Below are 22453 nucleotides of genomic sequence, written 5' to 3'. Positions count from 1 at the left end.
ATATTAGGTGATCCGTATAGATAAAACTGCATTCATTACTGGAATTACTGGTCAGGATGGTTCATACCTTGCAGAATTACTTCTCAGCAAAGGGTACACAGTTCACGCTCTTGTTCGTCGTGCTTCTACCTCGAATACTTCTCGTATTGATCCTCTTCTCCAAAAAATAGATGAACAAGGTTTGCCACTTTATCTCCATCTTGGTGATTTGTCTGATGGAGAACAGATCTCTAATATCATATTTAATCTGAAGCCCGATGAGGTCTATAATCTCGCAGCCCAGAGTCATGTCCGTGTCAGTTATGATTGTCCCGCATACACGGGAGATGTGACGGGTATTGGTGCAACGCGGATATTAGAGGCAATCCGAAATTGTGATAAAGAGATAAAATATTATCAGGCATCCAGCAGTGAAATGTTTGGATCCACACGCCCTCCACAAAATGAAATGACTGCGTTTCATCCGCGAAGCCCGTATGCATGTGCAAAAGTTTATGCGCATTATCTGACGCAAAATTATCGTGAGAGTTATAATCTGTTTGCTTGCAGTGGTATCCTTTTTAATCATGAGTCGCCCCGTCGTGGCGAAAATTTTGTCACCCGAAAAATAACGAGAGGTATTGCTTCAATTCTTGCTGGGCGTCAGAGGGGTTTAGTGATGGGAAATCTGGATGCAAAACGTGACTGGGGTTATTCTCCGGAATATGTTCAGGCTATGTGGATGATGCTTCAACAGGATAAACCGGACGATTATGTTATTGGTACTGGTGAGAGTCATTCCGTACGCGAATTTCTTGAAATTGCTTTTGATTATGTTGGTTTGGACTGGCAGAAATATGTGACATTTGATCAGAAATTTTTCCGACCTGCTGAAGTGGATGATTTAATTGCCGATACACGGAAAGCTGAAGCTCAGTTGGGGTGGAAACCGAACGTGACTTTCCAGGAGTTGATGAAAATTATGATTGATTCGGATATGCGTGCAATTGGAATGGAACCAATTGGTGAAGGTGATGATATTCTTGCACATATTTATCCTGATCGATGGTGGGCTGTAGATTAATTTTCATTTTTTAGGTGGGATTTATGTCATTTTGGGATGATAGTCAGGTATTAGTTACTGGTGGACGCGGATTTTTGGGGAGATGGGTCTGTAAGATGCTTCATAAACGAGATGTTCCTTTGGAATCTATTCGTGTTCCCTCCAGCAAGGATGCAGATTTAAGACGATGGGATGATTGTGTAGATATGGTGGAAGGTATTGATGTTGTTATTCATCTTGCAGCACGTGATGGTGGTCTTGGCTATAATTTGGAACATCCTGGGAGTATCTACTATGACAATGCGATCATGGGACTTCAGTTAATGGAAGCTGCTCGTCAGGCTGGTGTCAGTAAATTTGTCTCCGCAGGGACTGTTTGCGCATATCCTCAGTCTGCTAAAATACCATTGGAAGAGTCATCGTTCTGGGATGGTTATCCGGATGTATCCAATGCGCCATATTGTCTTGCAAAAAAGATGGGGCTCGTGCAGGCACAGGCGTATCGAAAGGAGTACAATTTTAATGCTGTCCATCTTCTTTTGACGAATATGTATGGTCCCGGGGATGTATTTGATCCTACCCGTTCGCGTTCTGCTGCATCCCTGATCCGAAAATTTGTTGATGCGGTACAAAATGATCTTCCTGAGGTTCAGATGTGGGGTACGGGAAATGCATCGCGGGAGTTTTTGTACGTCGAAGATGCGGCAGAGGCATTTGTTCTTGCAGCTGAGCGGTATAACTCATCTGAGCCGGTCAATATTGGTTCCGGACAAGAGACAACCATGCGTGAACTGGTTGATATTATTGTTTCAATTACAGAATACGATGGTACTGTTGTGTGGGATACCTCAAAACCGGAGGGGCAGATGAGACGATGTTGTGATGTAAGCCAAGCAGAGAGATCATTTGGTTTTCGAGCTCAAACTCCATTAACTGAGGGGTTAAAAAAGACGATTGAATGGTATACTTCTCAGTATTTTTCATTATCTCTCTGATAGTCATCATCAATCCTGACGATATCAGATTCAGTAAGTACCTCTCCGTTTTGTACTTCAATTACTTCCAACGGGATTAATCCTGGGTTTGATAAGCGGTGCTTAATTCCTGCAGGTATGAAGGTACTTTCTCCCGTTCGTACGAAGAAGGTGTTGTTATCATTGGTAACCTCTGCTGTTCCGCTTACAACTACCCAGTGTTCGCTTCTGTGGTAATGATACTGCAGGGACAGACGGCTGCCCGGATGGATGGTAAGGCGTTTGATCAGGTACGTGTTTCCTTTTAGCAGTATTGTATATTGTCCCCATGGCCGGTGGACAGTGGTATGTAAGTCTGCCCGTTCGTCTCCTGCATTTTTGAGGAGGGATGTTATTTCTCCGACATGCTGGGATTGGTTTTTCGGGCATACAAGCAGGGCATCTGTGGTGTCAATAACTGCGATGTCTGACAGACCGATCGTTGCAACAAGACGATCTGAGATTATGAGATTGTTTTGTCCGTCCGGGGTGAGGTATTCGCCTTTGACAACGTTTCCTTGACTATCTTTCTCCTGTACTGCGTATAATGCGTCAAAACTTCCCATGTCGCTCCATGTTGCTTTCAATGAAACTACTGCGGATTTTTTTGTTTTTTCCATGAGGCCATAATCGATGGAAATCTTTGGTGTTTTTTCATATGCTTCCGGAACAGGGTGAGTAAATGCTTCTGCTATCTCTGGTGCATATTTGTGGAGTTCATTCATGAAGGTATCTGCTGAGAAACAGTACATTCCTGAGTTCCAGAGATACCCTTCTCTGAGATATTTTTCAGCTGTTGGAAGATCTGGTTTTTCCACAAATTTTCCTATTTTGTATCCATTTCCCTGTGGGGTTCCGGGTAGGATGTACCCGTATCCCGTGTGGGGTGATGTTGGTATGATTCCGAATGCGATCAGCAGATGTTCTTTGGTGAGGAGCTCCGCAGTATGAACTGCATTTTTGTAGTTTTCTCCATCGTCAACCAGTTGATCGGATGGGAGGACAAGTATTGGTGCAGTCTGGTTTGTTTTCCGGATTTGTGTGACTGCATAGGTGATTGCGGGGAGGGTATTTTTTCCGCACGGTTCTAAGAGGATGTTGCATTCTGTGTCAATCTGATTCAGTTGATCTTCTACCAGATATTTGTGTTCCTCATTTGTGACAATGTAAATCTCTTCGGGTTTGGAGTGGAGTAATGCACGTTTAACCGATTTTTGGAACAGGGATTCATTACCAAGTAATGGGATGAACTGCTTTGGGTATGTGGTTCGGCTCAGGGGAAATAAGCGGGTTCCGGAGCCGCCGGCAAGAATTATTGTGTACATATTTCTTTATTTGCATATGTGACGGAAGTATAATGAGTTTTGGGATTCTATGTAGTTGGTATATCCCTTCTGGGATATGGGTTGGTTAGATAAAATATGAGGGTATTATATGATCATCAGGCATTTCGAATTGGTAGATTTTCAGGAATTCCGCGGTATTTCTCTGAGTTAATATTACAGTATCGAAATGATCCTCAAATTGATCCAATCATTCCATCATTTTGGACGATCAATCAGGACTATCGAAACCTGAATATTTGTTCTCCAAATATTACATGGCCAATTCGTGATAGCATCGTGTCTGCATCCCAGCGACTCTTTCATCAGAATCCGTCAAGGCTACTGGATGGAGCTGAACGAAAAACAGTGCAGTTATTACGAAATCAGGATTTCGATATCTTTCATCCAACACGTCTTGAACCCTATTTCTTACAGTATATTGGAAAGAAGCCCTATGTTTTGACAATTCATGATCTGACGTATGAAAAATTTCCGGAGTATTTTCCGCTTTCTACAAAGATGAGATCTAATACTGAGGAGATTGTAAAAAATGCAGCCCGTTTTATTGCGGATTCTTACGCTACCAAATCTGATTTTGTGAAATATTATGATATTGATTCGGATATGATTGATGTGGTTTATCTAGGCTCTCTTTTTGAGAAATATGCCATTCCCCCCAAAAAAGAGAGTGATTTACCCTCTCCAATCTCTATCCCTTATCTTCTTTATGTTGGGTCGCGTTCACCTCACAAAAATTTTTATCATTTTGTTTTGGCAATTCGTTCTGTGCTTCAGTCTGGTGAGTGTCGACTGATTTGTGCGGGAGGTGGTCCGTTCCGCAGAGCGGAAATTCAGTTCTTGGAAACTCTTGGTCTCCTCACCTCAGTTCATCAGGAAACAGTTAGTGATCAGAAACTAATTTCTTTGTACCAGAATGCATTGGCATTTGTATTTCCTTCTGTTAATGAAGGATTTGGATTGCCTGTACTTGAAGCGTTTTCCTGTGGTTGTCCTGTTATTTGTAGTGGAACAAGTTGCCTCCCAGAAATTGGTGGTGATGCTGCGATGTATTTTGATCCAAAAGATGCAGGGTCTATGCGGGAGGCTGTTTGCCGGATGATCGATGATGATAAGTTGCGTGAACAGATGAGAAAGAAGGGATATTTACAATTAGAGAAATTTTCCTGGAAAAAATGTGCCGAGGAGACGATGAGGGTATATAATTTAGTATGCTCCCACTAATTTTTATATAGTGTGGTTTTCAACAAGCAAATTTTTGTGATTTCATCTATTAAATCAATTGAGGTGTTTTAATTCCTCCTTCGCGTATGTGTTTTTTTGTAAGTATCGTACATCTTATATCTTAGGCCTGTTCGAGATCTAAGATACCGTAAGAGGGGGGCTGGCATTATGCTACAGACATAGAGGAAGTATTTTTTCCCTCTGAAATGTGGATTTTTCACATAAGATAAGCTATTACGTGCACCAGTGATATTATTCGATAGAATTTGAGATCCCGCAAATTTGAGATGCAGTGATTCAATGTAGGGTGGAATATATTGCGCGTCTCTTCTTTGGGAAATTTCTTCTGGATGTTGTTGCTGAAGAAATGTTATCAGGGGATGTTCTTCTGGCAATATTGGGATCGAGTCTGTAATTTTATTTGATGCGGTTCGGTGATACACAAAGCCGTACCGTAGTGAACGAGCAACAGGGTATGAATAACCAATTCTCCCAAACATCTCTACATCTTCATACCAAATCAATGATTCGTTGAACATTCCTATCTCATCAAATACTGATTTGCGGATTACAACTCCGGACATACTATATAATTCACCGTGAGATACTGCTTCAAAGTAATCTAAAATGAGATTATCTGGATTTTCTATATTATCTTCCGTCTGTGGATCTATGATAACTCCATTTGCGACACTATATCCTCTCGTGCCATACATGCCTGCAGTGGGGAAACGTTCTACCAAGTGTAAGATGATATCAAGAAATTCTGGCAAATATTCGTCATCTGCATCTAAAAATGCGATCAATTCTCCTTGTGCAGCACGGATTCCTTCATTCCTTCCTGCTGCTGCTCCTTTGGATTGTTGGTTAATTATCTGTATTCGTTGGTCCTGATAAGTCTCAACGATTTCCAAACTTCCATCTGTGGAGTTTCCATCGACTATAATTAATTCAAAATTTGTTATGGTCTGTGCCAGTATTGAATCTATGCATCTGTTGATTTCTTGTGCTTTATTTTTGAGTGGGACTATGACGGATATTTGCATTGGGATTCCTCTTTTCATTTGATACATCGTGTATGTTATTTCTTTTTATTGGTGCTATTGTTATTCATTGCATGAGTAAGTACCATTATTCTCTATATGTGTGTCATCTCTGGTAATTTTGAAACATTTTTTGAATATTTTCTGTAATTTCATACTTTCCTAAATCTATCTTTACAGGAATGTGTCCAATTCGTTTTGACTCTGGAGGTGGTGTCATATAATCTCCATAGACTAATTTCAATATCTGCGTATAGTTATTGGGAACTGGAAATATCTCTCCTTCAAATCTTAGTGTCTCCAGTTTTTCTAAATTTGAGGAGGAAATCAAGCTTTTTTCGTATTTATAGGGTGATCCTGTAAGATACTTCCTTTTGGTCTCAATATTATTATATTTTTCTAACTCTTTGTCTCGCCAGCGTAATAACGTATGATCACTCATGAAATGAAGAGGTAACGTCATGACAAATCGATATATCTTACGAAGTCTGGTGTTAGGTATCCCATATCCATATCTAACATAGCATGAATCAATGAGGTATTTTAAGAGATATTTATGTATTTGTGTACACAATCCTCGACCATTGGGTACATTGTCGAGAGGGAATATATCAATCCATATGCCTAGGTGTATGGGGGCTGACTCTAGGCTTTTGCTTACATAAGTTGTTCCCTCCATCATTATTTTTATAAATGGCATTATATAGTTTTGATCGTTTGTCCCTGATATCATCTTAAATGGAGGTTTTAATTCTTTTTCGCAGATTGTGATAAATTTGTTGTATTCACTTCTTGTCATGCCTATGTCGATGTCATCGTCCCAAGGAATAAAGCCTTGGTGCCTTACCGCACCCAGAAGTGTTCCCGCAACTAAAAAATATTTCACTTGATGTTTTTCACAAATTCGTTTGACTTCAAGTAAAATTATCAATTCCACAAGTTGTAGTTTCCGTTCTGTGGAGATTCGAGTTCCTGTAGCGTTCTCATAAAATATGGCATCTTCCATCCTACTTATTATTCATCTGTGTGTCCTTTTAATATTTATGGATTTTATTCATCTCCTATGGTGTGTTGCATCGAATAAATTTTACAAATCTTTAAGACGTGATAAAAAACAAGAGAGACGTATCCCTTTCTGGTGAAGAAATCGCACAAATCATTAAAATGATTGTGGATTTATCCCTTCCTGCGACGCTGGTTGGTGATCTTCACGGCATTACTGCGAGCCGCGTGTATCAGCTGGTGAAGTACTACCGTACGAATGGTGTGTATCCTATCCCGCTGAAGCGTGGCCTGCCTGCTGCCGTCGTCAGTCCCTCCATTCGTTTGAAGATCCTTTCTGCCAAAGCGACTCTTCGTATTGGTACTAAGGAATTGGGGAAATATCTTCGGGAAATCAAAGGATTTTCCATTGGTAACCGTGCAATTCATCGTATTCTTCTGGAGGAAAGTATGACTCATCCCGACCCGAAAAAAGGTATTCGTCATCGTCCCTGGGTTCGCTATGAACATGAATTCAGCCTTGAAGCTGTCCATATGGACTGGCATGTCAGTAAATTCAACGGGAAACAGGTTTGTGTCGTGTTGGATGATGCAAGAAGAATGATTCTCGCTGGGAAAGAGTTTGATGCCTGCAACCACGCAAAATTCAATTTCAGCCGTGGAACAGGCGTGTCAGTCATATCTTCCCTATGGAAAGATAGAGGAGGTCATTACGGATCATGGTTCGCAATTTTATGCAAATAGATGGGACTGTTATGGAGAAGCAAATCATGCATTTGAAGAATATTGTAGATAAAGAGGACTAAAAGACATTCTCTGCAAATATAATCATCCGAAAAGTAATGGAAAGGTGGAGAGATGGTTCCAGATTTACAAACAATTTCGCGCGGAGTTCGCAAGCCTTGACTAAATGCTAATCTGGTACAACACCGTCAGGCTTCATCAGAGTTTGGACTGGGGTGTCATAGAAACACCGGACAAGGTGCTTATCGGATATTGAGGATAAATAAGGAGAATAGGAATGAGAAACATCCGATGGACGACAGAAGGTATCGGCATGAATTCAAATAATTTTGGCACGGCACACATTGCGCAAGTTCTATTTAAATTTTAGTTAAACATTTACAGTATTGTGGCTTCCACTCGAATGACCGAAGGTCTTTCATTCCTATAAGGTGCAAAATTTTTGCTTTCCTCAGTATAAATTATGTTAAACCCAATTCTCGATAAGGTTTCTACCAGTTCATCACCATCTATAAACCTGCGGTAATGATCATTGTAAATGAAAGCATTTCTCTCTCCCTTAACAGGCATTCCTTTTCCAAAAATATCATCATTTACGCTTCGGGCCTCAATGAATAATTCCCCTCCGGTTTTAAGGTTATCATGTACATTTTTCAAAAGGGTGTTTGCTTCGTCTTCACGAATTGAATGGAGAGTGAACCTGCTATAAATAAAATCATATTTTTCCGACAAATATCCCGGAAAATCTGTAAAATCTTCTCGAATAAAATTCAGATTTTTGCATGATTTAAACCTATTTCGAAGACGGCAAATCTCATCAACTTGATCAATTGCAGTCACATCAATCCCGTTTTGGGCAAAATAAATGCTGTCTCTTCCATTTCCACATCCTAATTCAAGGAGAGATGGGGTTACTGGTGAATTGCCCCTCCTTTTTAAAATATATGATAATACAACCTGTGCAAACAACGATGGTTCCTTAGGGGGCTCATTATTTTTATAGTAGTCTATCCAGTATGTTTTATCCATCTTATATCCTCTTAGAGTAGGGTTATATTTTGTTTGCCTAAGATATATCTTCTTCCTCTTTTCTTTTCCAAGAACCTTGTAATAATTATCTTTTCAGAGATATGTCATTATATCCTATTCGGGAGAAGATGTGGCGGATATGATAAAAATAACATTGATCTCTGAAATTTTGTAAAAAAAATCACCCGTACAAACACCCCATTATGTCCTACTCTAATAGGATCTCAAATGAAAATACAGCTATTCATTCAATGTCTCCGTGACACCCTCCAAATATCTTCTTTCACTGGTATCCCGGATTCCCAGCTATCATCTCTTTGCAATTATCTGGTAAACACCCATGGTATCTCTTCAACCCACATCATCCCTGCAAACGAAGGAAATGCCGTTGCCCTCGCGGCTGGCTACCACCTTGCCACAGGGAAAACACCCTGTGTCTATCTGCAGAACAGCGGAGAAGGAAACATCATCAACCCGGTAACCTCGCTCCTTCATCCGGAGGTCTATGGTATCCCCTGCCTATTTATCATTGGATGGAGAGGTGAGCCGGATGTGCATGACGAACCGCAGCATAGTTTTCAGGGAAAAATTACCCTGGAGATTCTTGATACCCTGCAAATCCCTTATCTGGTAATCGACAAAGATACAAATCCGGAAATACTGCAGCAGATTGCCGAAAAATTCTCAGAAACATTATCGAAAGGGAATAGTGTTGCCTTTGTCATCAAAAAAGGTGCTCTCACCTATGATCAACCCGTAATGTATCAGAACTCCAACTCCCTCTTGCGGGAAGACATTATCAAAGAGATCACCAATGTCTCCGGAGACGACGTTATCATCTCAACAACCGGAAAGACTTCCCGAGAACTGTTTGAAATACGGGAAACTGTCAAAGCATCACACAAATCTGACTTTCTGACAGTAGGATCTATGGGTCACAGCTCCTCTATTGCTTTGGGAATTGCTTTGAACAAGCCGGCAACCCGGGTATGGTGTATTGACGGGGATGGGGCTGTTCTCATGCACATGGGATCAATGGCAATTATTGGTTCCCAAAACCCAAAAAATCTGATCCATGTCGTGGTAAATAATGCAGCTCATGAGTCGGTCGGGGGGATGCCAACCGTTTCAGCCAACATTGATCTTCCTGCAATTGCCAAAGGCTGCGGTTACAAAAATGTGTGCTCCGTAGATACCCGTGAAGAACTGATCCATGTTCTTGCAGCCGTCAAAACCACCTGGGAACTGACATTCATCGAAATAAATGCAAAAATTGGCTCTCGTCCGACTCTGGGACGCCCAACACTGACCCCGCACCAAAATAAAGAAAACTTCATGCAGTATCTTGCGGGGCTGAGATAAATGAAAGCAGTTATACTCAATTCCGGAATGGGCAGACGAATGGGAGTCCTCACCAAAGATCATCCTAAGTGTATGACCGAATTGTCTCCCCAAGAAACAATACTGGGCCGACAACTAAATCAATTAGTAAACGCTGGTATTTCAGACGTCGTAATCACGACAGGCCTGTTTGACACCGTTTTGATGGAGTATTGTCACTCTCTGAACCTGCCGTTACAGATCACCTTCATAAAAAATCCTGTTTATGATCAAACAAACTATATTTACTCCCTTTACTCCGCAAAAGATCACCTCCATGACGACATTATTCTGATGCATGGGGATCTGGTATTCGAAAACATAGTGCTGGATGACCTGCTTGAGTTCCCTGGAAGTTGTATGATAGTGAGCTCCACTGCCGAACTTCCGGAAAAGGATTTCAAGGCTGTCGTAAAAGATAACCAGATACGAAAGATCGGCATTGAGTTTTTTGATCACGCACTTGCTGCGCAACCTCTTTACAAACTACACCAATCCGAATGGGAACTATGGCTCACAAAAATCTCGGAATACTGTGAGGCAGGTAATACCGGATGTTATGCAGAGAATGCATTCAACGAGATCTCAGACAAATGTATTCTTTATCCGCTTGATATCAAAAATCTTCTCTGCAGTGAAATTGATACTAGTGGCGATCTTGCGGTTGTCAGTAATCGTGTTGCCGATCTTGCAAAAAAGTCCGTATACATGTGTTTCAGTACTGATGTAATCCACGGAGGCCATATCAATATCATCAATAAAGCAGCAAAATTAGGGCGTTTGACCATTGGCATTCTTACTGATGAGGTCATTGCCAGTTTCAAACGCTTTCCCATCCTTTCATTCGATGATAGAAAAAAAATCATTCAAAACATCAAGGGGGTTATTGAAGTAATTCCGCAGAACACCTTGAGTTATGCAGAAAATCTCAGAAATTTACATCCGGATTACGTTGTTCATGGCGATGAATGGAGAACGGGATTTCAAAGACCCATTCGTGATGAAGTTATCGTAGTTCTTCAGGAATATGGTGGGGAATTAATCGAATATCCCTACTCTATTGACAGATCTTATGCCCTTCTTGAAAATCGGGTGCGAGATCAGCTTGCTGTTCCTGAGGCGCGACGTGGAAGACTGAGAAAACTTCTTGGTATGAAAAAAACTGTAACGGTTATTGAAGCCCACAGCGGAATCACTGGTTTGATCGCAGAAAATACCACCGTACTTCAGGATGGAAAAGCATACCAGTTCGATGGAATGTGGGTGTCCAGCTTGTGCGACTCCACCACGAAAGGAAAACCAGATATTGAACTCGTTGATATCTCCTCACGCATGAGAACCATTGATGATATCATGGAGGTAACCACAAAACCGATTATCTTGGACGGAGATACCGGTGGACTGATTGAACACTTTACGTATAATATCCGTACAATGGAGCGTGTAGGTGTTTCTGCAGTTATTATTGAGGACAAAATCGGGCTAAAAAAGAACTCCCTGTTTGGAACTGATGTAGATCAGACTCAGGATACCATTGAAAATTTTTCCGCAAAAATAGCTGCTGGAAAACGTGCTCTCAAAACAAAAGAGTTCATGCTGATCGCCAGAATTGAAAGTCTGATCTTAGAAAAGGGAATGAATGATGCTCTTATACGTGCATTTGCCTATGTTGCTGCTGGTGCAGATGGAATCATGATCCATTCCCGAAAAAAAGATCCTACGGAAATTTTTACCTTCTGTGACATCTTTCGGGAAAAAGATGCAACAACACCATTAGTGGTTGTTCCCACATCTTTCAACACCGTAACCGAAGAAGAATTCTCGGTACACGGAGTAAATATTGTGATTTATGCCAATCAGCTAACTCGAAGTGGGATTCCAGTCATGGAAAACGTTGCAAAAACAATTCTTACTCATCATCGTGCAAAAGAAGCTGATGATGTGTGTATGCCGATTTCCGAAATACTAACCCTGATACCATCAAACATATTCGATGATGAGACACGGTGATCAGTGTATGAACTCATTTTGTAATACTGAAATTGTATTTTCCGATAAATCTACTGCAGAAGATCTTCTTCTATCCCGGACTGGAGAGAATGTCGTCTTGCTTCTGAGCGAGAGTGCCGACATGCGATGGGGTCTGAAAACTTTCCGAAACTCACTGGAAAAACAGTCAAATATCTATGTATGGGTGAAATCTGTACCCGCTAATCCGACACAGAATGACATCTTGCAAGTACTTAGAATAATCGGGGGGCAGTATATAGATACAGTGATTGCTATTGGTGGAGGTAGTACTATTGATCTTGCCAAGGCTCTTAGTATTTTCTCAAATTCGGAAAAAAATAACACCTACACGCTGGATGAGATTTCTGCATGCATTCGGAATAAATCCTATGTTGCTGGTTCCTGTATTGATATTATTGCTGTTCCAACAACGGCTGGTACCGGTTCGGAACTTACGCAATGGGCCACCATCTGGGATGCAAATAAACTGGGAAAATATTCCATTGATGTTCCGGAATTAAAACCGCGCCTCGCTTTGATTGTTCCGGAATTTACTCTGAGTCTCCCCCCCATCATAACACTATCCACAGGTCTGGATGCATTAAGTCATGCTGTTGAAGCATATTGGTCCAAGCACACGACACCTCTTGTTCAGGAAATTGCCTGCCGATCAATAGAGATCATTCTGGAAAATCTCAAAAAAACAATCCAATATCCATCCAATCTCCTTTACCGTGAGAAAATGTGTCGGGCTTCTGTTCTTGCTGGATTGGCATTTTCCCAAACCCGAACCACTGCTTGCCATGCAATTTCCTATCCTCTGACGCAGTTGTATGGTGTTCCACATGGAATCGCGGCTGCCCTTACACTGAATGGGGTGAGCATCGTCAACAAGGGACATTTTCCCAATGATGATGAGTTATTCTGCCTTTTTGAAGAGTATAGTGGTCTTGAGATGTGGCTGAAGAACACATGTGATCCCTACGTAACATTATCATTGGGATTCTATGGAATTCAGAAAGATGATATAGATGGAATTGTTGCCGCATCCTTTAGCAGTGGAAGAATGGATAATAATCCTGTTGCATTAGGTAAGGATGATATTTATAAGGTTCTGTTCTCTTTATTAAATTAACTCTTCTTTTATCTCATTTTTTATTTGGGGATTTTTACTTCTCTGGTATCTTCTACCCATTCCTCATGATTCCTCCCAATACTTCCCGGATGATAGTTTCCGGATAATGCAGCTGCTTCAGCAGAAGCATCATCAGCTTCTCCCCATACACGTACTCCCTGTCTGCTTGCAATGCAGTTCGTCTCCGGAAAAGAACACATCCCTGTATAGAGCTATTGAACCTTTCTTTATTTCTCGCAAACACTGTCATTGATAAAATTGTATGGGTATTGACACTGGATCCAAGTGAAATCTTATTCTTTGCTTTTTTATATCCTGTATGGGGGTATTTTAGTCATAAAATATTCAAATATGGTGGTTTTTAGGGTGTGTTTTTATAGTTTCTTTAATTACACCGTTAAAGAAAGAGGAACTAATATATAATAAAGTATGACAAGTACAATACCAATGATACTTCCTATTATAATCCACTCTACAGTGCCGCATCTGCTGAACCATCCCTTGAATTTCTCCCCCTTGGAATTATTCCCTCCATAAATTCTTACTCTTGGCTCCCTGCACATGAGGATAGTGCAGCCGGCTCTTTTCCGACTGGATGCAACTTGTCGACGACCCCAAAGCACAGATAAAATCCATCGACAAAAATGGAAAATGGATCGTCATCACACAGGAAAAATCGTAATCAGCAGGTATCTCCCCACCTCCTTCTTAACCCCCGAACACCAACACTATTCCACAACAAAGATGCCCCCGCAACTCATCAACCGCATCTCCGCAATTCCGCCCATCCAGCGCCAGAGCATGATCCAGCTCGGCGTAACCATCGCTGTTACGCTCTTTGGATTTGTCTCCACCATGCTCTTCTCCCACATTCTCGGTAAAGACCTGATGGGTGTCTACTATCTTTTCCTCGCCTACTACGGCGTCTTCAACATGATCGGCGATGCCGGATTCGGCGGGGCAGCCGTCAAGCGCATCTCCGAGGGAAAGGATCAGAACGCATACCTCACCGCGTATGCAACGCTGCGGTTCCTCTTAATCATCGTCTCCACACTGGTGCTCCTTGCGGTCAGCCCGTACTTCGTTGACCTCAAAGAGTATGAACTCGTCCACTGGATTATTGCAGCACTCGCCGCTGCATTCTTCGGCGGCACCATCACTATGGGCGTCTACGGCCTCGGTCATGTCGGTATCAGAAATCTCGCGACCGGCGTCAATGAGTTTGCCCGCATCCTCATTCAGATCGTTGCCGTCCTTCTCGGCTACTCGGTGGCAGGACTTTTCGGCGGCTTCATCATCGCAATTATCATATCCGGCATATTCTGCCTCAAATACTTCACCTTCCGGCCCGCACGGTTCACCACCCGTCATCTTAAAAGCCTCATCACCTACTCGCTCTGGATCTTCCTCATCGGCAGCGGCTCTCTTATCTTCTCCTATGCCGACACCATCTTTATCGGCTACTTCATGGAAAACGGGGACGTCGGTGTCTACCGCGTGGCACTGCAGCTTACCACCGCGGGCACGTTCATCACCACCGCGATTGCCGGAACACTTACTCCGAAGTTCAGCAACTGGAGCGCCAAAGGCGATCTCACCCGGATACCGGGAATCTTAACGCGAAGCATCACTTACGGACTTCTGCTCGCAGTACCGGCCGCCGCAGGGGGCATTCTGCTTTCCGAGCGTCTGCTCTACTTCTTCTACGGTGCAGACTTCGCCGTAGGCGGGACGGCCTGTGCCATTCTGCTTCTCTTACAGATCGTGAATGTCTTCATGGTGTTCCTTGGAACAACCCTCAGCGCCATCGATCATGCCCGCCAGTCCTTCTATGCAAGCGGCTCGGCGGCTATCCTCAACGTTGTCCTCAACGTTCTCCTGATTCCGATCATCGGCATCGAAGGGGCTGCGGTTGCCTCGCTTCTCAGCATCACACTCAACGCAGTCCTCCTCAGACACTACCTCAAACACTATGTCGACGTCCGCTGTGACCTTCGTGCCGCAGCCCACATCGTCTTCAGTGCATTACTGATGGCGGCATTTATCCTCGTCTACCTGCAGTTTATCCCGCTCACGAATGTTTTCCTGGTCCTCATCGCAGTTGCGGCGGGGGCAGTTCTCTACTTTGTTGTCCTGTTCAGACTGGACCGGGAAATTCACGACGAAATTGCGGACCTTGCAAAACAGTTCGGACTTCCTTGGCCGTGCTGGCTCTAATGAATTATTGCTGTAAAAACGCCGCGCACTCCCCAATACCGCGCCAAAAGTCCCCGTCCATTCCGGCAACCGTCACAAACAGATGCACGGCCCCCGCAAAACATCGTTCCGTAACCGAGACACCCGCTTCCCGTAGTCGTTCACCAAACCTCTCCCCCTGATCCCGCAGAATATCACACTCCACTGTGATGCAGAGCGTTCGCGGCAGCCGGGAAAGATCCGCACAGGAAAGCGGCGATACACGTACGTCACCCCGCATCGCGTCGGGAACGTATGCCTCGGCAAACGCTTCCATCAGATCCGCATCCAGCGCATAGCCGCGGGAAAACTCCTGCCATGATACTCCGTAGTCTTCAGACAAAAGTGTTACCACCGGGTAAAACAGCATCAATCCGCTCAGCGGATATTCCTGCGCCAGTGCAACTGCGAGGTTACCGCCCGCACTGTCTCCTGCGGCATAGATCTGCGCAGCATCCCCGCCGTACGCTGCCGCATACTCCTGCATCCATAGACATGCCGTCTGGCAGTCCTCGACTGCCGCGGGATAGGGAAACTCCGGTGCAAGCCGGTACTCGACAGCAGCAACAACCACTCCTGCCGCGCGTGCAAGTTCCCCGCAGAACCGCGAGCAGCTCTGCACACTGCCGATAACCCAGCCGCCACCGTGAAAATAGAGAACGATCTTTTTAGGCGGCGTGGTGGACGCGGGAACATACAACCGCACGGGAACACCGTTCGCATCTGCTTCCACCACAACCACACCTTCTGGAACAGGAGCATCCGTTGCCCGTCTGCTCCGGACGCGCCGCAGTTCTGCTGAGTTGCCGGAGATAGCGTCCCGCACAATTTTTGCCCACCGGTCGCCGAGATCTTCCTCCCGTGTTCTGAGGAATGCCCGTGCCTCTTCGTTCAGCCGTGAGTCATCCCATGCATGCGTGAATTGCATCCGCTTATCTCCGCAGAAGCTGCTTGTGCAGCTCCTCTGCCCGTCTCCGCGCGGCCTCCGTCAGCTCCGGCTCTGCGTGAAACGAGAGAGAGAGAATATCTCCCGCAGAAACACCCTCCGGCAGCAGTGCGAGCGGAACAATCGCAAGAGGCCGCTCCTCCTCCGGCATCCGGAGAAGAAGCGACGCTTTGTCTCCCTCAATTGCATCAACCGTAACCAGCAGCTTCTCCATCATGCCTCCGCTGCGGGTTGGTTTGGCACAATCACATTCTCATACACATGCGGTTTGCGTGTCACCACAGAATATACCTCGCCGTCGGTTGTCACCACCACATCCCCGTCCATATCCGTCCGGTAGATGTGTTTCGTCATCTGCACAAACCGCTCCAGCGGCTCCTTGTGCGGATGGCCGTACTCATTTCCCTCGCCGACACTCATCACAATCACTGCCGGACGCACCGCGTTCAGGAACGCTTTCGTCGATGACGTGGAGCTTCCATGATGTCCCGCCTTCAGAATGTCGGCGTTCAGATCCGCTCCTGCGGCAAGCATCGCCTCTTCAGCCTTCTTCTCCGCATCACCGGTTAAGAGATAGGACACATTTTTGTAGGTCGCCTTCACCACCACAGAGTTTTCATTGATGTCCGGTTTCGCTCCCGCCATAATCAAATCCTTCGGCGGCGAGAGAACATCCAGCGTCACCTCGTTCCACGGCGAAGGAATTTTGTCTCCTGCGGAGACCACACGGTAGGAAATATTTTCCTCAAGAATGTACTGCATCAGCTTCTCGTAGGTCGCCGAGGTGTGGGTAATGCCGTTGTCATAGACGGTACCGACTTCGTATCGTTTCAGCACATCAAGCGCGCTGCCGATGTGATCATAATCCTGATGCGTCAGCAGCAGGAACTCCAGTCGTTTCACACCAAGCGAGTCAAGATAGATGAACAGTTTCTCCCGCGCCTCGCGTTCTGAAGGGGACATCGTCTCGCCTGCATCGATCAATGCGTACGTGTTGTCCTTGGAAAGCAGGATCGCATCCGCCTGTCCCACATCAACTGCATGCATCGCAAATGCATGTTCATCTGTGATCAGCGGCGCAAGTTCTGGAGCGGAGCCCGGAACTCCGCCGCCGAAGATCAGAAGGCACGCCGCGGCAACAATTACCACAAGGATCCCCGTAATCTGTTTCTGCATCTTCTGTGATTTTCTCCGGCGCTGCCCGCCGGTTCGTCCTGACTTCTTCGCCATGATACTTACTTAATACGTGTTCTTTGAAAACACTTATGTATTATTTGTTTTGCATGTTTTCACGCTTTCATCTCATGTCGATACTTATATTTCCAAATATAACCTCTAATTAGATAATGATTAAATCATTCTTAGCTCGTCTTCGTGAATTTCTGTGGAATACGCCCCAATCTATGAAATATTTGGAGTCTGAAAAATTTCGGAGAGAACTTCTTTGTTCTGAACCATATATCCATCCTTTGAGGCTTGAGAAATTTGGTTATAAAGTGTATTCACAAAATGATGAAGATGGAATCATCGCGGAAATATTTAGAAGAATTGGAACTACAAACAAGGTTTTTGTCGAATTTGGTGTGGGAGACGGATTAGAAAACAATACTCATTATCTGCTCTTACAGGGATGGAGAGGATTATGGATCGAAGGGGATAAAACATCCTGTGAGTATATTAGGAAAGAATTCAAATCAATACTTGGGGGGGGGGTCGCAATTAAACGTCCTCAATGAATTTATTAGTAAAGACAATATTAACGATCTTTTCATTAAGGGGGGAATTACTGGTGAAATCGATCTGCTCTCTGTAGATATAGATGGAAATGATTATTACGTTTTTGAAAATATTCACGTACTCAATCCGCGTGTTGTCATTATTGAGTATAATGCTAAATTTCCTGGGGATTTTTCTTGGATAATGCAGTATGATCCTGATCATATATGGGATGGTTCAGATCAGCATGGTGCATCATTAAAAGCATTGGAAACATTGGCGAAATCCAAAAATTATCAGTTAGTGGGTACTAATATTTCCGGGGTCAATGCTTTTTTTGTGCGTTCTGATCTCGTGGGAGAGAATTTTTACACTCCGGCAACCTCTGAAGCGTTATACAATCCTTTCAGGACTGGAATGGGGATGTGCTTTATATCGGGGCATCCTCCTCGGCATTATCTTGGTAAACCTTTTGAGAAGAAGTACTGACGTACTTTGTTCACCAAGAAATTATTTTTCCGGTCCCGCCAATACTTATCCGTGAAAGGCTCAACCCATCTACTGCTCAGCCTCCTGACCGGTCTTGTCATCCTCGCCCCTGTTGCAGGGCTCATCCACTGGTCATGGTCGCTTGTGATTCTGCTCGGCATCTTCTTTGGATCGATTGCGCCGGACGTGGACAAAGGCCGCGGCTCTGCGATCTTCCACGCAGCAATTCCCGGCGCAAAAGGCAGGAGATTTTTCCTGACCCCGGTGATCGGCTACTTCCTCTACCTCTTCTGTTACAAACCGCTCTCGATCATCTTTGTCGGCATCTTCGGTCAGAAAATTCTCCCGAAACAGGGGCACCGCGAACTGCCGCACTCGCCGATCGGCATCATCTGCATGTCGGCGCTGCTGACGCTCTGGCTGTGGCTCTTCTGCTATGTGCTTTCGTACATCCCCCCTCTGGAATTTTTGCGGGACCATGTTCTCATCTGGATATTTGGTGCCGCGTTTCTGCTCGGCTGCTTCCTCCATCTCCTGGAAGATACCTGCGACAACTCCGGCATTCACTATCTCTATCCGTTCCGGTTTCGCCGCATTCGCGGAACCGTCGTAGGAGACGGATCCGATATCAGGCCCAAGATGTTTGCGGTTGTTCTTGTGGTTGTTGCGGCAGTGGTGTTTCTTGGATTTTTTATGGGAAAAATCCCTGCCGGGTATGCGAAGTGGGCGGCATTTCTCGTGCCTGCGGCTCTCTGGATCGTCTTTCTGAAAATTTCCGGAGTACCGGCGAAAAAAGTCGTCTGGGAATAACATTCTAACGTTTCAACACCAAATACATACAGCATGTATCGTCTCGTCTGTGTCCACTGCGGTGCGGAGTATCCTCCGGACGCAATTGTATACAACTGTGAAAAGTGCGGTCATCTCCTGGCCGTCAAATATGATCTCGATAAGATCACCGTCAGCCATGAAGAACTCCAGAAACGCCCTATCTCCGTCTGGAGGTACAAGGAGTTCCTGCCGGTCAGAATTGAGCCGGTTACCCTTCAGGAGGGAGGAACCCCTCTCTACCACCTGAAAAAGATCGGTGAAGAACTCGGACTGCCGAATCTGTATGCAAAGCACGAGGGTATGAACCCGTCCGGCTCCTTTAAGGACCGCGGCATGACGCTCGGTGTTTCGATGGCAAAACAGCTCGGCAAGAATATTGTTGCCTGTGCTTCCACCGGCAACACCTCCGCCTCAATGGCAGTATATGCGGCAAAAGCCGGAATGCCGGCGGTTGTTCTGCTGCCGGCAGGTCACGTTGCGCTTGGTAAGGTTGCCCAGGCACTGATGCACGGGGCAAAGGTCATCTCGATTCGCGGCAACTTTGACCGCGCTCTGGAGATGGTGCACGAGCTCTGCGTTACCCACGGCATTTATCTCTTAAACTCCATCAACCCGTACCGGCTTGAGGGTCAGAAGACCATCGGGTTTGAGGCGGTTGATCAGCTTGGCTGTGTACCGGACAGAATTGTTCTGCCGGTCGGCAACGCAGGAAACATCTCTGCGGTCTATAAGGGTCTGTGCGAGTGGCGCGATGTCGGCTACATCGACACGCTGCCGATGATGACGGCAATTCAGGCAGAGGGTGCGATGCCGGTCGTCAACGCAATCAAAGGCAACCTGCCGGAGGTTGTGGTGGAGCAGAACCCGGAGACGGTTGCATCCGCAATCCGTATCGGTGCACCGGTAAATGCAGAGAAGGCTCTTCGCGCAATCCGCGAGACGAAGGGATGCGCAGAGTCCGTAACCGATGAGGAGATTCTTGCCATGCAGCGCGATCTTGCCCGCTATGAGGGTATCGGTGTTGAGCCGGCATCCGCCGCGTCGGTTGCCGGTATCCGCAAACTTGCCGAGCAGGGCATGCTGGATCCCAAAGAGAAGATTGTTTGTGTGGTTACCGGCCACCTCCTGAAGGATCCGGAAACGGTGATTAAGCAATGCGCTCCGCCAATCGAGATCGACCCGACCATCGAGGCACTGCTCTCCGTGCTGTAACTGCAGTACTGCTGATAGGCATACTGCTGATTGTCCCTGCATCCGCGAACACGGCGACGTATTACATTGCGGAGAACGGGGCATCCTTCTCCGCAGAGGTCACTCTGGTAAACCAGAGCGGTTATATGCTGATCTCTCCCGGTTTCATCGGGGAGGGAGCGGAACTGAAAGTAACGAACCTTACACTTACTGCGGAGAACGGGACTATTGTAAACGCCACGAAGAAGAATTCCATGCAGATAGCGTTTCCGGAAGGAAACTATACGCTTGTCTATGATGCACCGCTTGACGGGTATCTGATGTATGCGCAGTATCTCTCACCGTTCAATACCACGGTGTTTCTTCCGGCAGGCTTTCATACAAACAACCTGATTCTTGGTCCCGTAAGCAATGACGGTAAAACATATCTGATTGATGAGGAGACGACACAGCTGCAGGAACAGGGCATTGTCCCGAATGCTACGCAGTATGAAACGGTTGTCGTCTGGACGGACAAACGCGATATCCAGATGCGGTTTTATCCTGCAAGCTATGAGAAGTACTTCGTGATCTGTATGGGTCTGTGGTTTGTTCTCTTCTGTGCTGTAGGATACCGGTACTGGCGGCTGAGACGAAAAGCAGATCAGTATCTCTAATCTTTTTTTGAAAAATAGAATTATCTTGGGCCGCCTCCGCCGCCCGTTCCCATCACCATTCCTCCGCCGGCTGGTCCCCGGGTCATACTCGTTGACACTCCTCCTCCTCCTCCGTTTCCGGGCATTCCGGATGCCGGAGAGGTTCCGCCTGCAAACGTGCCCCACAGTTCAACTGCGAAGATCAGCAGTACCGGGATGATCAACAGAACCAGTACGGATTTCACCGGCAGGTTTGTTACTGCGGCAATGCCGTACACCCATATCGGGATACACCAGAGAAGAATGGCAGCACTCATCAGTGCTGTCAGCACTCCGGAAAATCCACCGACTGTTGAGCTGATTATTCCGGTCAGGACTGTTCCGATCAGGAGCGGTACTGCGGCATAGCCGGTTACTGCAAGGACGGGGACATATCCGCATTCGACATGCCCCATCACTCTGAGGAAAAAATAAAAGAGTGCCGCAACAAGCGGCCAGGCAATGAGATTGAGTACGAAGTTTCCTGCCAGTCCTGAAACATTCACACCGGCGGTAAATACTGCGGCAGTCCCAGCATAGAGTATGATAAGGAGAGCCGGAAGGGCGATCCGTCCGTGAAATGACTCATTTCGGAAGAACTGCTGTTGGGTAAACAGCAGTGTTTTTGTTGCATTAGTAATCTCCATATTACTAATTGTAATGTTTGTTTTACATTGCGTATTAATGTAGCGAGCAGTTTCCGGGATACACAAAAAAAAGGTTAGCGCGGCGGCTGCATTGATATCTGCATGCCGTTCATGCCGCCCGTTGCCGCCAGGGTTTTCAGTGATTCGATGGTCGTATAGGTTTCATATGCGGTGTATGCGGCCATGATGATGATCGGAATCAGCAGTGCCGTGAAAACAGCACGTACCGGAACGTTGCCGGCGGCTGCAAATCCGTAGATCCAGATCGGCATGCACCAGAACAGCACCACAATATTCAGCAGATAGCCCGTCCACCCGTCAAATATTCCGGGAGATACTGCACCTGCAAGAAGCATGAGAACTGTTCCTATCAGAATCGGGAGTGAGGCATAGCCGGTAACGGAAAGGAAGGGTTTGAATCCGGCAGTGGTATGCGTGATGAACTTGACGAACACAAAGAAGAATGCAGCGACGATGACCCATATGAGAAAGGCCATGATGAATCCGGTTACCGCGCCGACCGCGCCAAGCACTCCGGCGGCGTCCGGCATGCCGATCAGCGCTGCGGAGGCTGCGGATACCTGGTAGGCGACAGCTGCGGCGAAGATTCCATATACGGCGGTATAGATCAGCGGCAGTTTCAAGGACTGCGTGCGGGATGCATCTGCAAAGAACTCCTTTGGATGGAAAAGCAGGGAAAGTATGTCTGCTGCAAAGGTCATTGCAGTCTATATTGGATCTCTTCGGATAAGAGCGCTT

General features: G+C 45.6%; 22 protein-coding genes. 13 read left to right on the top strand and 9 right to left on the bottom strand.

What is annotated here, in order from left to right:
* The first annotated feature begins 7 nt into the window (after positions 1–7).
* Positions 8–1063, top strand: a complete 1056-nt coding sequence (gene gmd / locus O0S09_RS01825) for a GDP-mannose 4,6-dehydratase (RefSeq protein ID WP_268922191.1) — start codon at positions 8–10, stop codon at positions 1061–1063.
* Between the two features lie 23 nt (positions 1064–1086).
* Positions 1087–2037, top strand: a complete 951-nt coding sequence (locus O0S09_RS01820) for a GDP-L-fucose synthase family protein (RefSeq protein WP_268922190.1) — start codon at positions 1087–1089, stop codon at positions 2035–2037.
* Here the strand turns inward: O0S09_RS01820 and O0S09_RS01815 are convergent.
* On the bottom strand, positions 2013–3380 hold the full coding sequence (locus tag O0S09_RS01815; protein ID WP_268922189.1) for a mannose-1-phosphate guanylyltransferase/mannose-6-phosphate isomerase: 1368 nt from the start codon (positions 3378–3380) through the stop codon (positions 2013–2015). The two genes, O0S09_RS01820 and O0S09_RS01815, sit on opposite strands and share 25 nt — an antisense overlap.
* Positions 3381–3476: 96 nt before the next feature.
* On the opposite strand from O0S09_RS01815, the gene O0S09_RS01810 reads away from it, so the two are divergent.
* Positions 3477–4622 (top strand): glycosyltransferase family 4 protein, encoded by a 1146-nt coding sequence (locus O0S09_RS01810; protein WP_268922188.1) that lies wholly within the window; start codon positions 3477–3479, stop codon positions 4620–4622.
* Positions 4623–4690: 68 nt separating this feature from the next.
* On the opposite strand, the gene O0S09_RS01805 is transcribed toward O0S09_RS01810, so the two are convergent.
* Both O0S09_RS01805 and O0S09_RS01800 read right to left on the bottom strand, forming a co-directional pair.
* Positions 4691–5695 carry a glycosyltransferase family 2 protein gene (locus O0S09_RS01805; protein ID WP_268922187.1) on the bottom strand — a complete coding sequence of 335 codons (1005 nt, stop codon included), beginning with the start codon at positions 5693–5695 and terminating at the stop codon, positions 4691–4693.
* 76 nt (positions 5696–5771) lie between these two features.
* Complete coding sequence (locus tag O0S09_RS01800; protein ID WP_268922186.1) at positions 5772–6671, bottom strand: LicD family protein; 900 nt, start codon at positions 6669–6671, stop codon at positions 5772–5774.
* Between the two features lie 98 nt (positions 6672–6769).
* Here O0S09_RS01800 and O0S09_RS01795 point away from each other — a divergent pair, with 98 nt between their 5' ends.
* Positions 6770–7411, top strand: coding sequence for a hypothetical protein (locus O0S09_RS01795; protein WP_268922185.1), 642 nt, complete (start codon positions 6770–6772; stop codon positions 7409–7411).
* Positions 7412–7789: 378 nt separating this feature from the next.
* Here the strand turns inward: O0S09_RS01795 and O0S09_RS01790 are convergent, their stop codons facing one another.
* Positions 7790–8440 carry a class I SAM-dependent methyltransferase gene (locus O0S09_RS01790; protein ID WP_268922184.1) on the bottom strand — a complete coding sequence of 217 codons (651 nt, stop codon included), beginning with the start codon at positions 8438–8440 and terminating at the stop codon, positions 7790–7792.
* 228 nt (positions 8441–8668) lie between these two features.
* On the opposite strand from O0S09_RS01790, the gene aepY reads away from it, so the two are divergent.
* The 4 genes from aepY (at position 8669) to O0S09_RS01770 (ending at position 15182) form a co-directional block, all read left to right on the top strand.
* A complete protein-coding gene (gene aepY / locus O0S09_RS01785) occupies positions 8669–9802 on the top strand; it encodes a phosphonopyruvate decarboxylase (protein WP_268922181.1) in 1134 nt (377 codons plus the stop codon).
* A complete protein-coding gene (aepX, locus tag O0S09_RS01780) occupies positions 9803–11830 on the top strand; it encodes a phosphoenolpyruvate mutase (RefSeq protein WP_268922180.1) in 2028 nt (675 codons plus the stop codon).
* A 7-nt stretch (positions 11831–11837) separates the two neighbouring features.
* On the top strand, positions 11838–12965 hold the full coding sequence (locus O0S09_RS01775) for a phosphonoacetaldehyde reductase (protein ID WP_268922179.1): 1128 nt from the start codon (positions 11838–11840) through the stop codon (positions 12963–12965).
* A gap of 744 nt (positions 12966–13709) precedes the next feature.
* Positions 13710–15182, top strand: coding sequence for a flippase (locus O0S09_RS01770; RefSeq protein ID WP_268922178.1), 1473 nt, complete (start codon positions 13710–13712; stop codon positions 15180–15182).
* A 4-nt stretch (positions 15183–15186) separates the two neighbouring features.
* On the opposite strand, the gene O0S09_RS01765 is transcribed toward O0S09_RS01770, so the two are convergent.
* Genes O0S09_RS01765 through O0S09_RS01755 form a run of 3 tightly spaced genes read right to left on the bottom strand, consistent with a single transcriptional unit; the run spans position 15187 to position 17376 of the window.
* The gene (locus O0S09_RS01765; RefSeq protein WP_268922177.1) at positions 15187–16128 is read right to left on the bottom strand and encodes an alpha/beta hydrolase; all 942 of its coding nucleotides are present in this window, start codon (positions 16126–16128) and stop codon (positions 15187–15189) included.
* Between the two features lie 4 nt (positions 16129–16132).
* Complete coding sequence (locus O0S09_RS01760) at positions 16133–16363, bottom strand: DUF3006 domain-containing protein (RefSeq protein ID WP_268922176.1); 231 nt, start codon at positions 16361–16363, stop codon at positions 16133–16135.
* Positions 16360–17376, bottom strand: coding sequence for a ComEC/Rec2 family competence protein (locus O0S09_RS01755; protein ID WP_268922175.1), 1017 nt, complete (start codon positions 17374–17376; stop codon positions 16360–16362). Before O0S09_RS01755 ends, O0S09_RS01760 begins: the two co-directional genes overlap by 4 nt.
* A 173-nt stretch (positions 17377–17549) precedes the next feature.
* Between O0S09_RS01755 and O0S09_RS01750 the strand changes: the two genes are divergently transcribed.
* Genes O0S09_RS01750 through O0S09_RS01730 form a run of 5 tightly spaced genes read left to right on the top strand, consistent with a single transcriptional unit; the run spans position 17550 to position 21029 of the window.
* Entirely contained in the window at positions 17550–17882 is a 333-nt protein-coding gene (locus O0S09_RS01750) for a hypothetical protein (RefSeq protein ID WP_268922174.1), read from the top strand.
* Positions 17815–18351 carry a hypothetical protein gene (locus O0S09_RS01745; protein ID WP_268922173.1) on the top strand — a complete coding sequence of 179 codons (537 nt, stop codon included), beginning with the start codon at positions 17815–17817 and terminating at the stop codon, positions 18349–18351. Before O0S09_RS01750 ends, O0S09_RS01745 begins: the two co-directional genes overlap by 68 nt.
* 51 nt (positions 18352–18402) lie before the next feature.
* Entirely contained in the window at positions 18403–19161 is a 759-nt protein-coding gene (locus tag O0S09_RS01740; RefSeq protein ID WP_268922172.1) for a metal-dependent hydrolase, read from the top strand.
* Positions 19162–19194: 33 nt separating this feature from the next.
* Complete coding sequence (gene thrC / locus O0S09_RS01735; protein ID WP_268922171.1) at positions 19195–20394, top strand: threonine synthase; 1200 nt, start codon at positions 19195–19197, stop codon at positions 20392–20394.
* Positions 20337–21029, top strand: coding sequence for a DUF5803 family protein (locus O0S09_RS01730; protein ID WP_268922170.1), 693 nt, complete (start codon positions 20337–20339; stop codon positions 21027–21029). The genes thrC and O0S09_RS01730 overlap by 58 nt, the downstream gene beginning before the upstream one ends.
* Before the next feature lie 20 nt (positions 21030–21049).
* On the opposite strand, the gene O0S09_RS01725 is transcribed toward O0S09_RS01730, so the two are convergent.
* Positions 21050–21694 carry a YIP1 family protein gene (locus O0S09_RS01725; RefSeq protein WP_268922169.1) on the bottom strand — a complete coding sequence of 215 codons (645 nt, stop codon included), beginning with the start codon at positions 21692–21694 and terminating at the stop codon, positions 21050–21052.
* 74 nt (positions 21695–21768) lie between these two features.
* Complete coding sequence (locus tag O0S09_RS01720) at positions 21769–22416, bottom strand: YIP1 family protein (protein ID WP_268922168.1); 648 nt, start codon at positions 22414–22416, stop codon at positions 21769–21771.
* Positions 22417–22453 lie beyond the last annotated feature (37 nt).

The organism is Methanocorpusculum vombati, assembly GCF_026891935.1.
Lineage (GTDB): Archaea > Halobacteriota > Methanomicrobia > Methanomicrobiales > Methanocorpusculaceae > Methanocorpusculum > Methanocorpusculum vombati.
The sequence above is the reverse complement of the archived record's forward strand: the minus strand, read 5'-3'. Positions and strand labels throughout refer to the sequence as shown.

Bases quoted from the DNA above. Each gene is read 5' to 3' on its own strand.
- thrC (WP_268922171.1), top strand. From the start codon at position 19,195: ATGTATCGTCTCGTCTGTGTCCACTGCGGTGCGGAGTATCCTCCGGAC.
- O0S09_RS01805 (WP_268922187.1), bottom strand. From the start codon at position 5,695: ATGTATCAAATGAAAAGAGGAATCCCAATGCAAATATCCGTCATAGTC.
- O0S09_RS01815 (WP_268922189.1), bottom strand. From the start codon at position 3,380: ATGTACACAATAATTCTTGCCGGCGGCTCCGGAACCCGCTTATTTCCC.
- O0S09_RS01800 (WP_268922186.1), bottom strand. From the start codon at position 6,671: ATGGAAGATGCCATATTTTATGAGAACGCTACAGGAACTCGAATCTCC.
- O0S09_RS01775 (WP_268922179.1), top strand. From the start codon at position 11,838: ATGAACTCATTTTGTAATACTGAAATTGTATTTTCCGATAAATCTACT.
- O0S09_RS01730 (WP_268922170.1), top strand. From the start codon at position 20,337: ATGCGCTCCGCCAATCGAGATCGACCCGACCATCGAGGCACTGCTCTC.
- aepY (WP_268922181.1), top strand. From the start codon at position 8,669: ATGAAAATACAGCTATTCATTCAATGTCTCCGTGACACCCTCCAAATA.
- O0S09_RS01790 (WP_268922184.1), bottom strand. From the start codon at position 8,440: ATGGATAAAACATACTGGATAGACTACTATAAAAATAATGAGCCCCCT.
- O0S09_RS01810 (WP_268922188.1), top strand. From the start codon at position 3,477: ATGAGGGTATTATATGATCATCAGGCATTTCGAATTGGTAGATTTTCA.
- aepX (WP_268922180.1), top strand. From the start codon at position 9,803: ATGAAAGCAGTTATACTCAATTCCGGAATGGGCAGACGAATGGGAGTC.
- O0S09_RS01755 (WP_268922175.1), bottom strand. From the start codon at position 17,376: ATGGCGAAGAAGTCAGGACGAACCGGCGGGCAGCGCCGGAGAAAATCA.
- O0S09_RS01760 (WP_268922176.1), bottom strand. From the start codon at position 16,363: ATGATGGAGAAGCTGCTGGTTACGGTTGATGCAATTGAGGGAGACAAA.
- O0S09_RS01750 (WP_268922174.1), top strand. From the start codon at position 17,550: ATGAAATATTTGGAGTCTGAAAAATTTCGGAGAGAACTTCTTTGTTCT.
- O0S09_RS01725 (WP_268922169.1), bottom strand. From the start codon at position 21,694: ATGGAGATTACTAATGCAACAAAAACACTGCTGTTTACCCAACAGCAG.
- O0S09_RS01765 (WP_268922177.1), bottom strand. From the start codon at position 16,128: ATGCAATTCACGCATGCATGGGATGACTCACGGCTGAACGAAGAGGCA.
- O0S09_RS01770 (WP_268922178.1), top strand. From the start codon at position 13,710: ATGCCCCCGCAACTCATCAACCGCATCTCCGCAATTCCGCCCATCCAG.
- O0S09_RS01820 (WP_268922190.1), top strand. From the start codon at position 1,087: ATGTCATTTTGGGATGATAGTCAGGTATTAGTTACTGGTGGACGCGGA.
- O0S09_RS01720 (WP_268922168.1), bottom strand. From the start codon at position 22,416: ATGACCTTTGCAGCAGACATACTTTCCCTGCTTTTCCATCCAAAGGAG.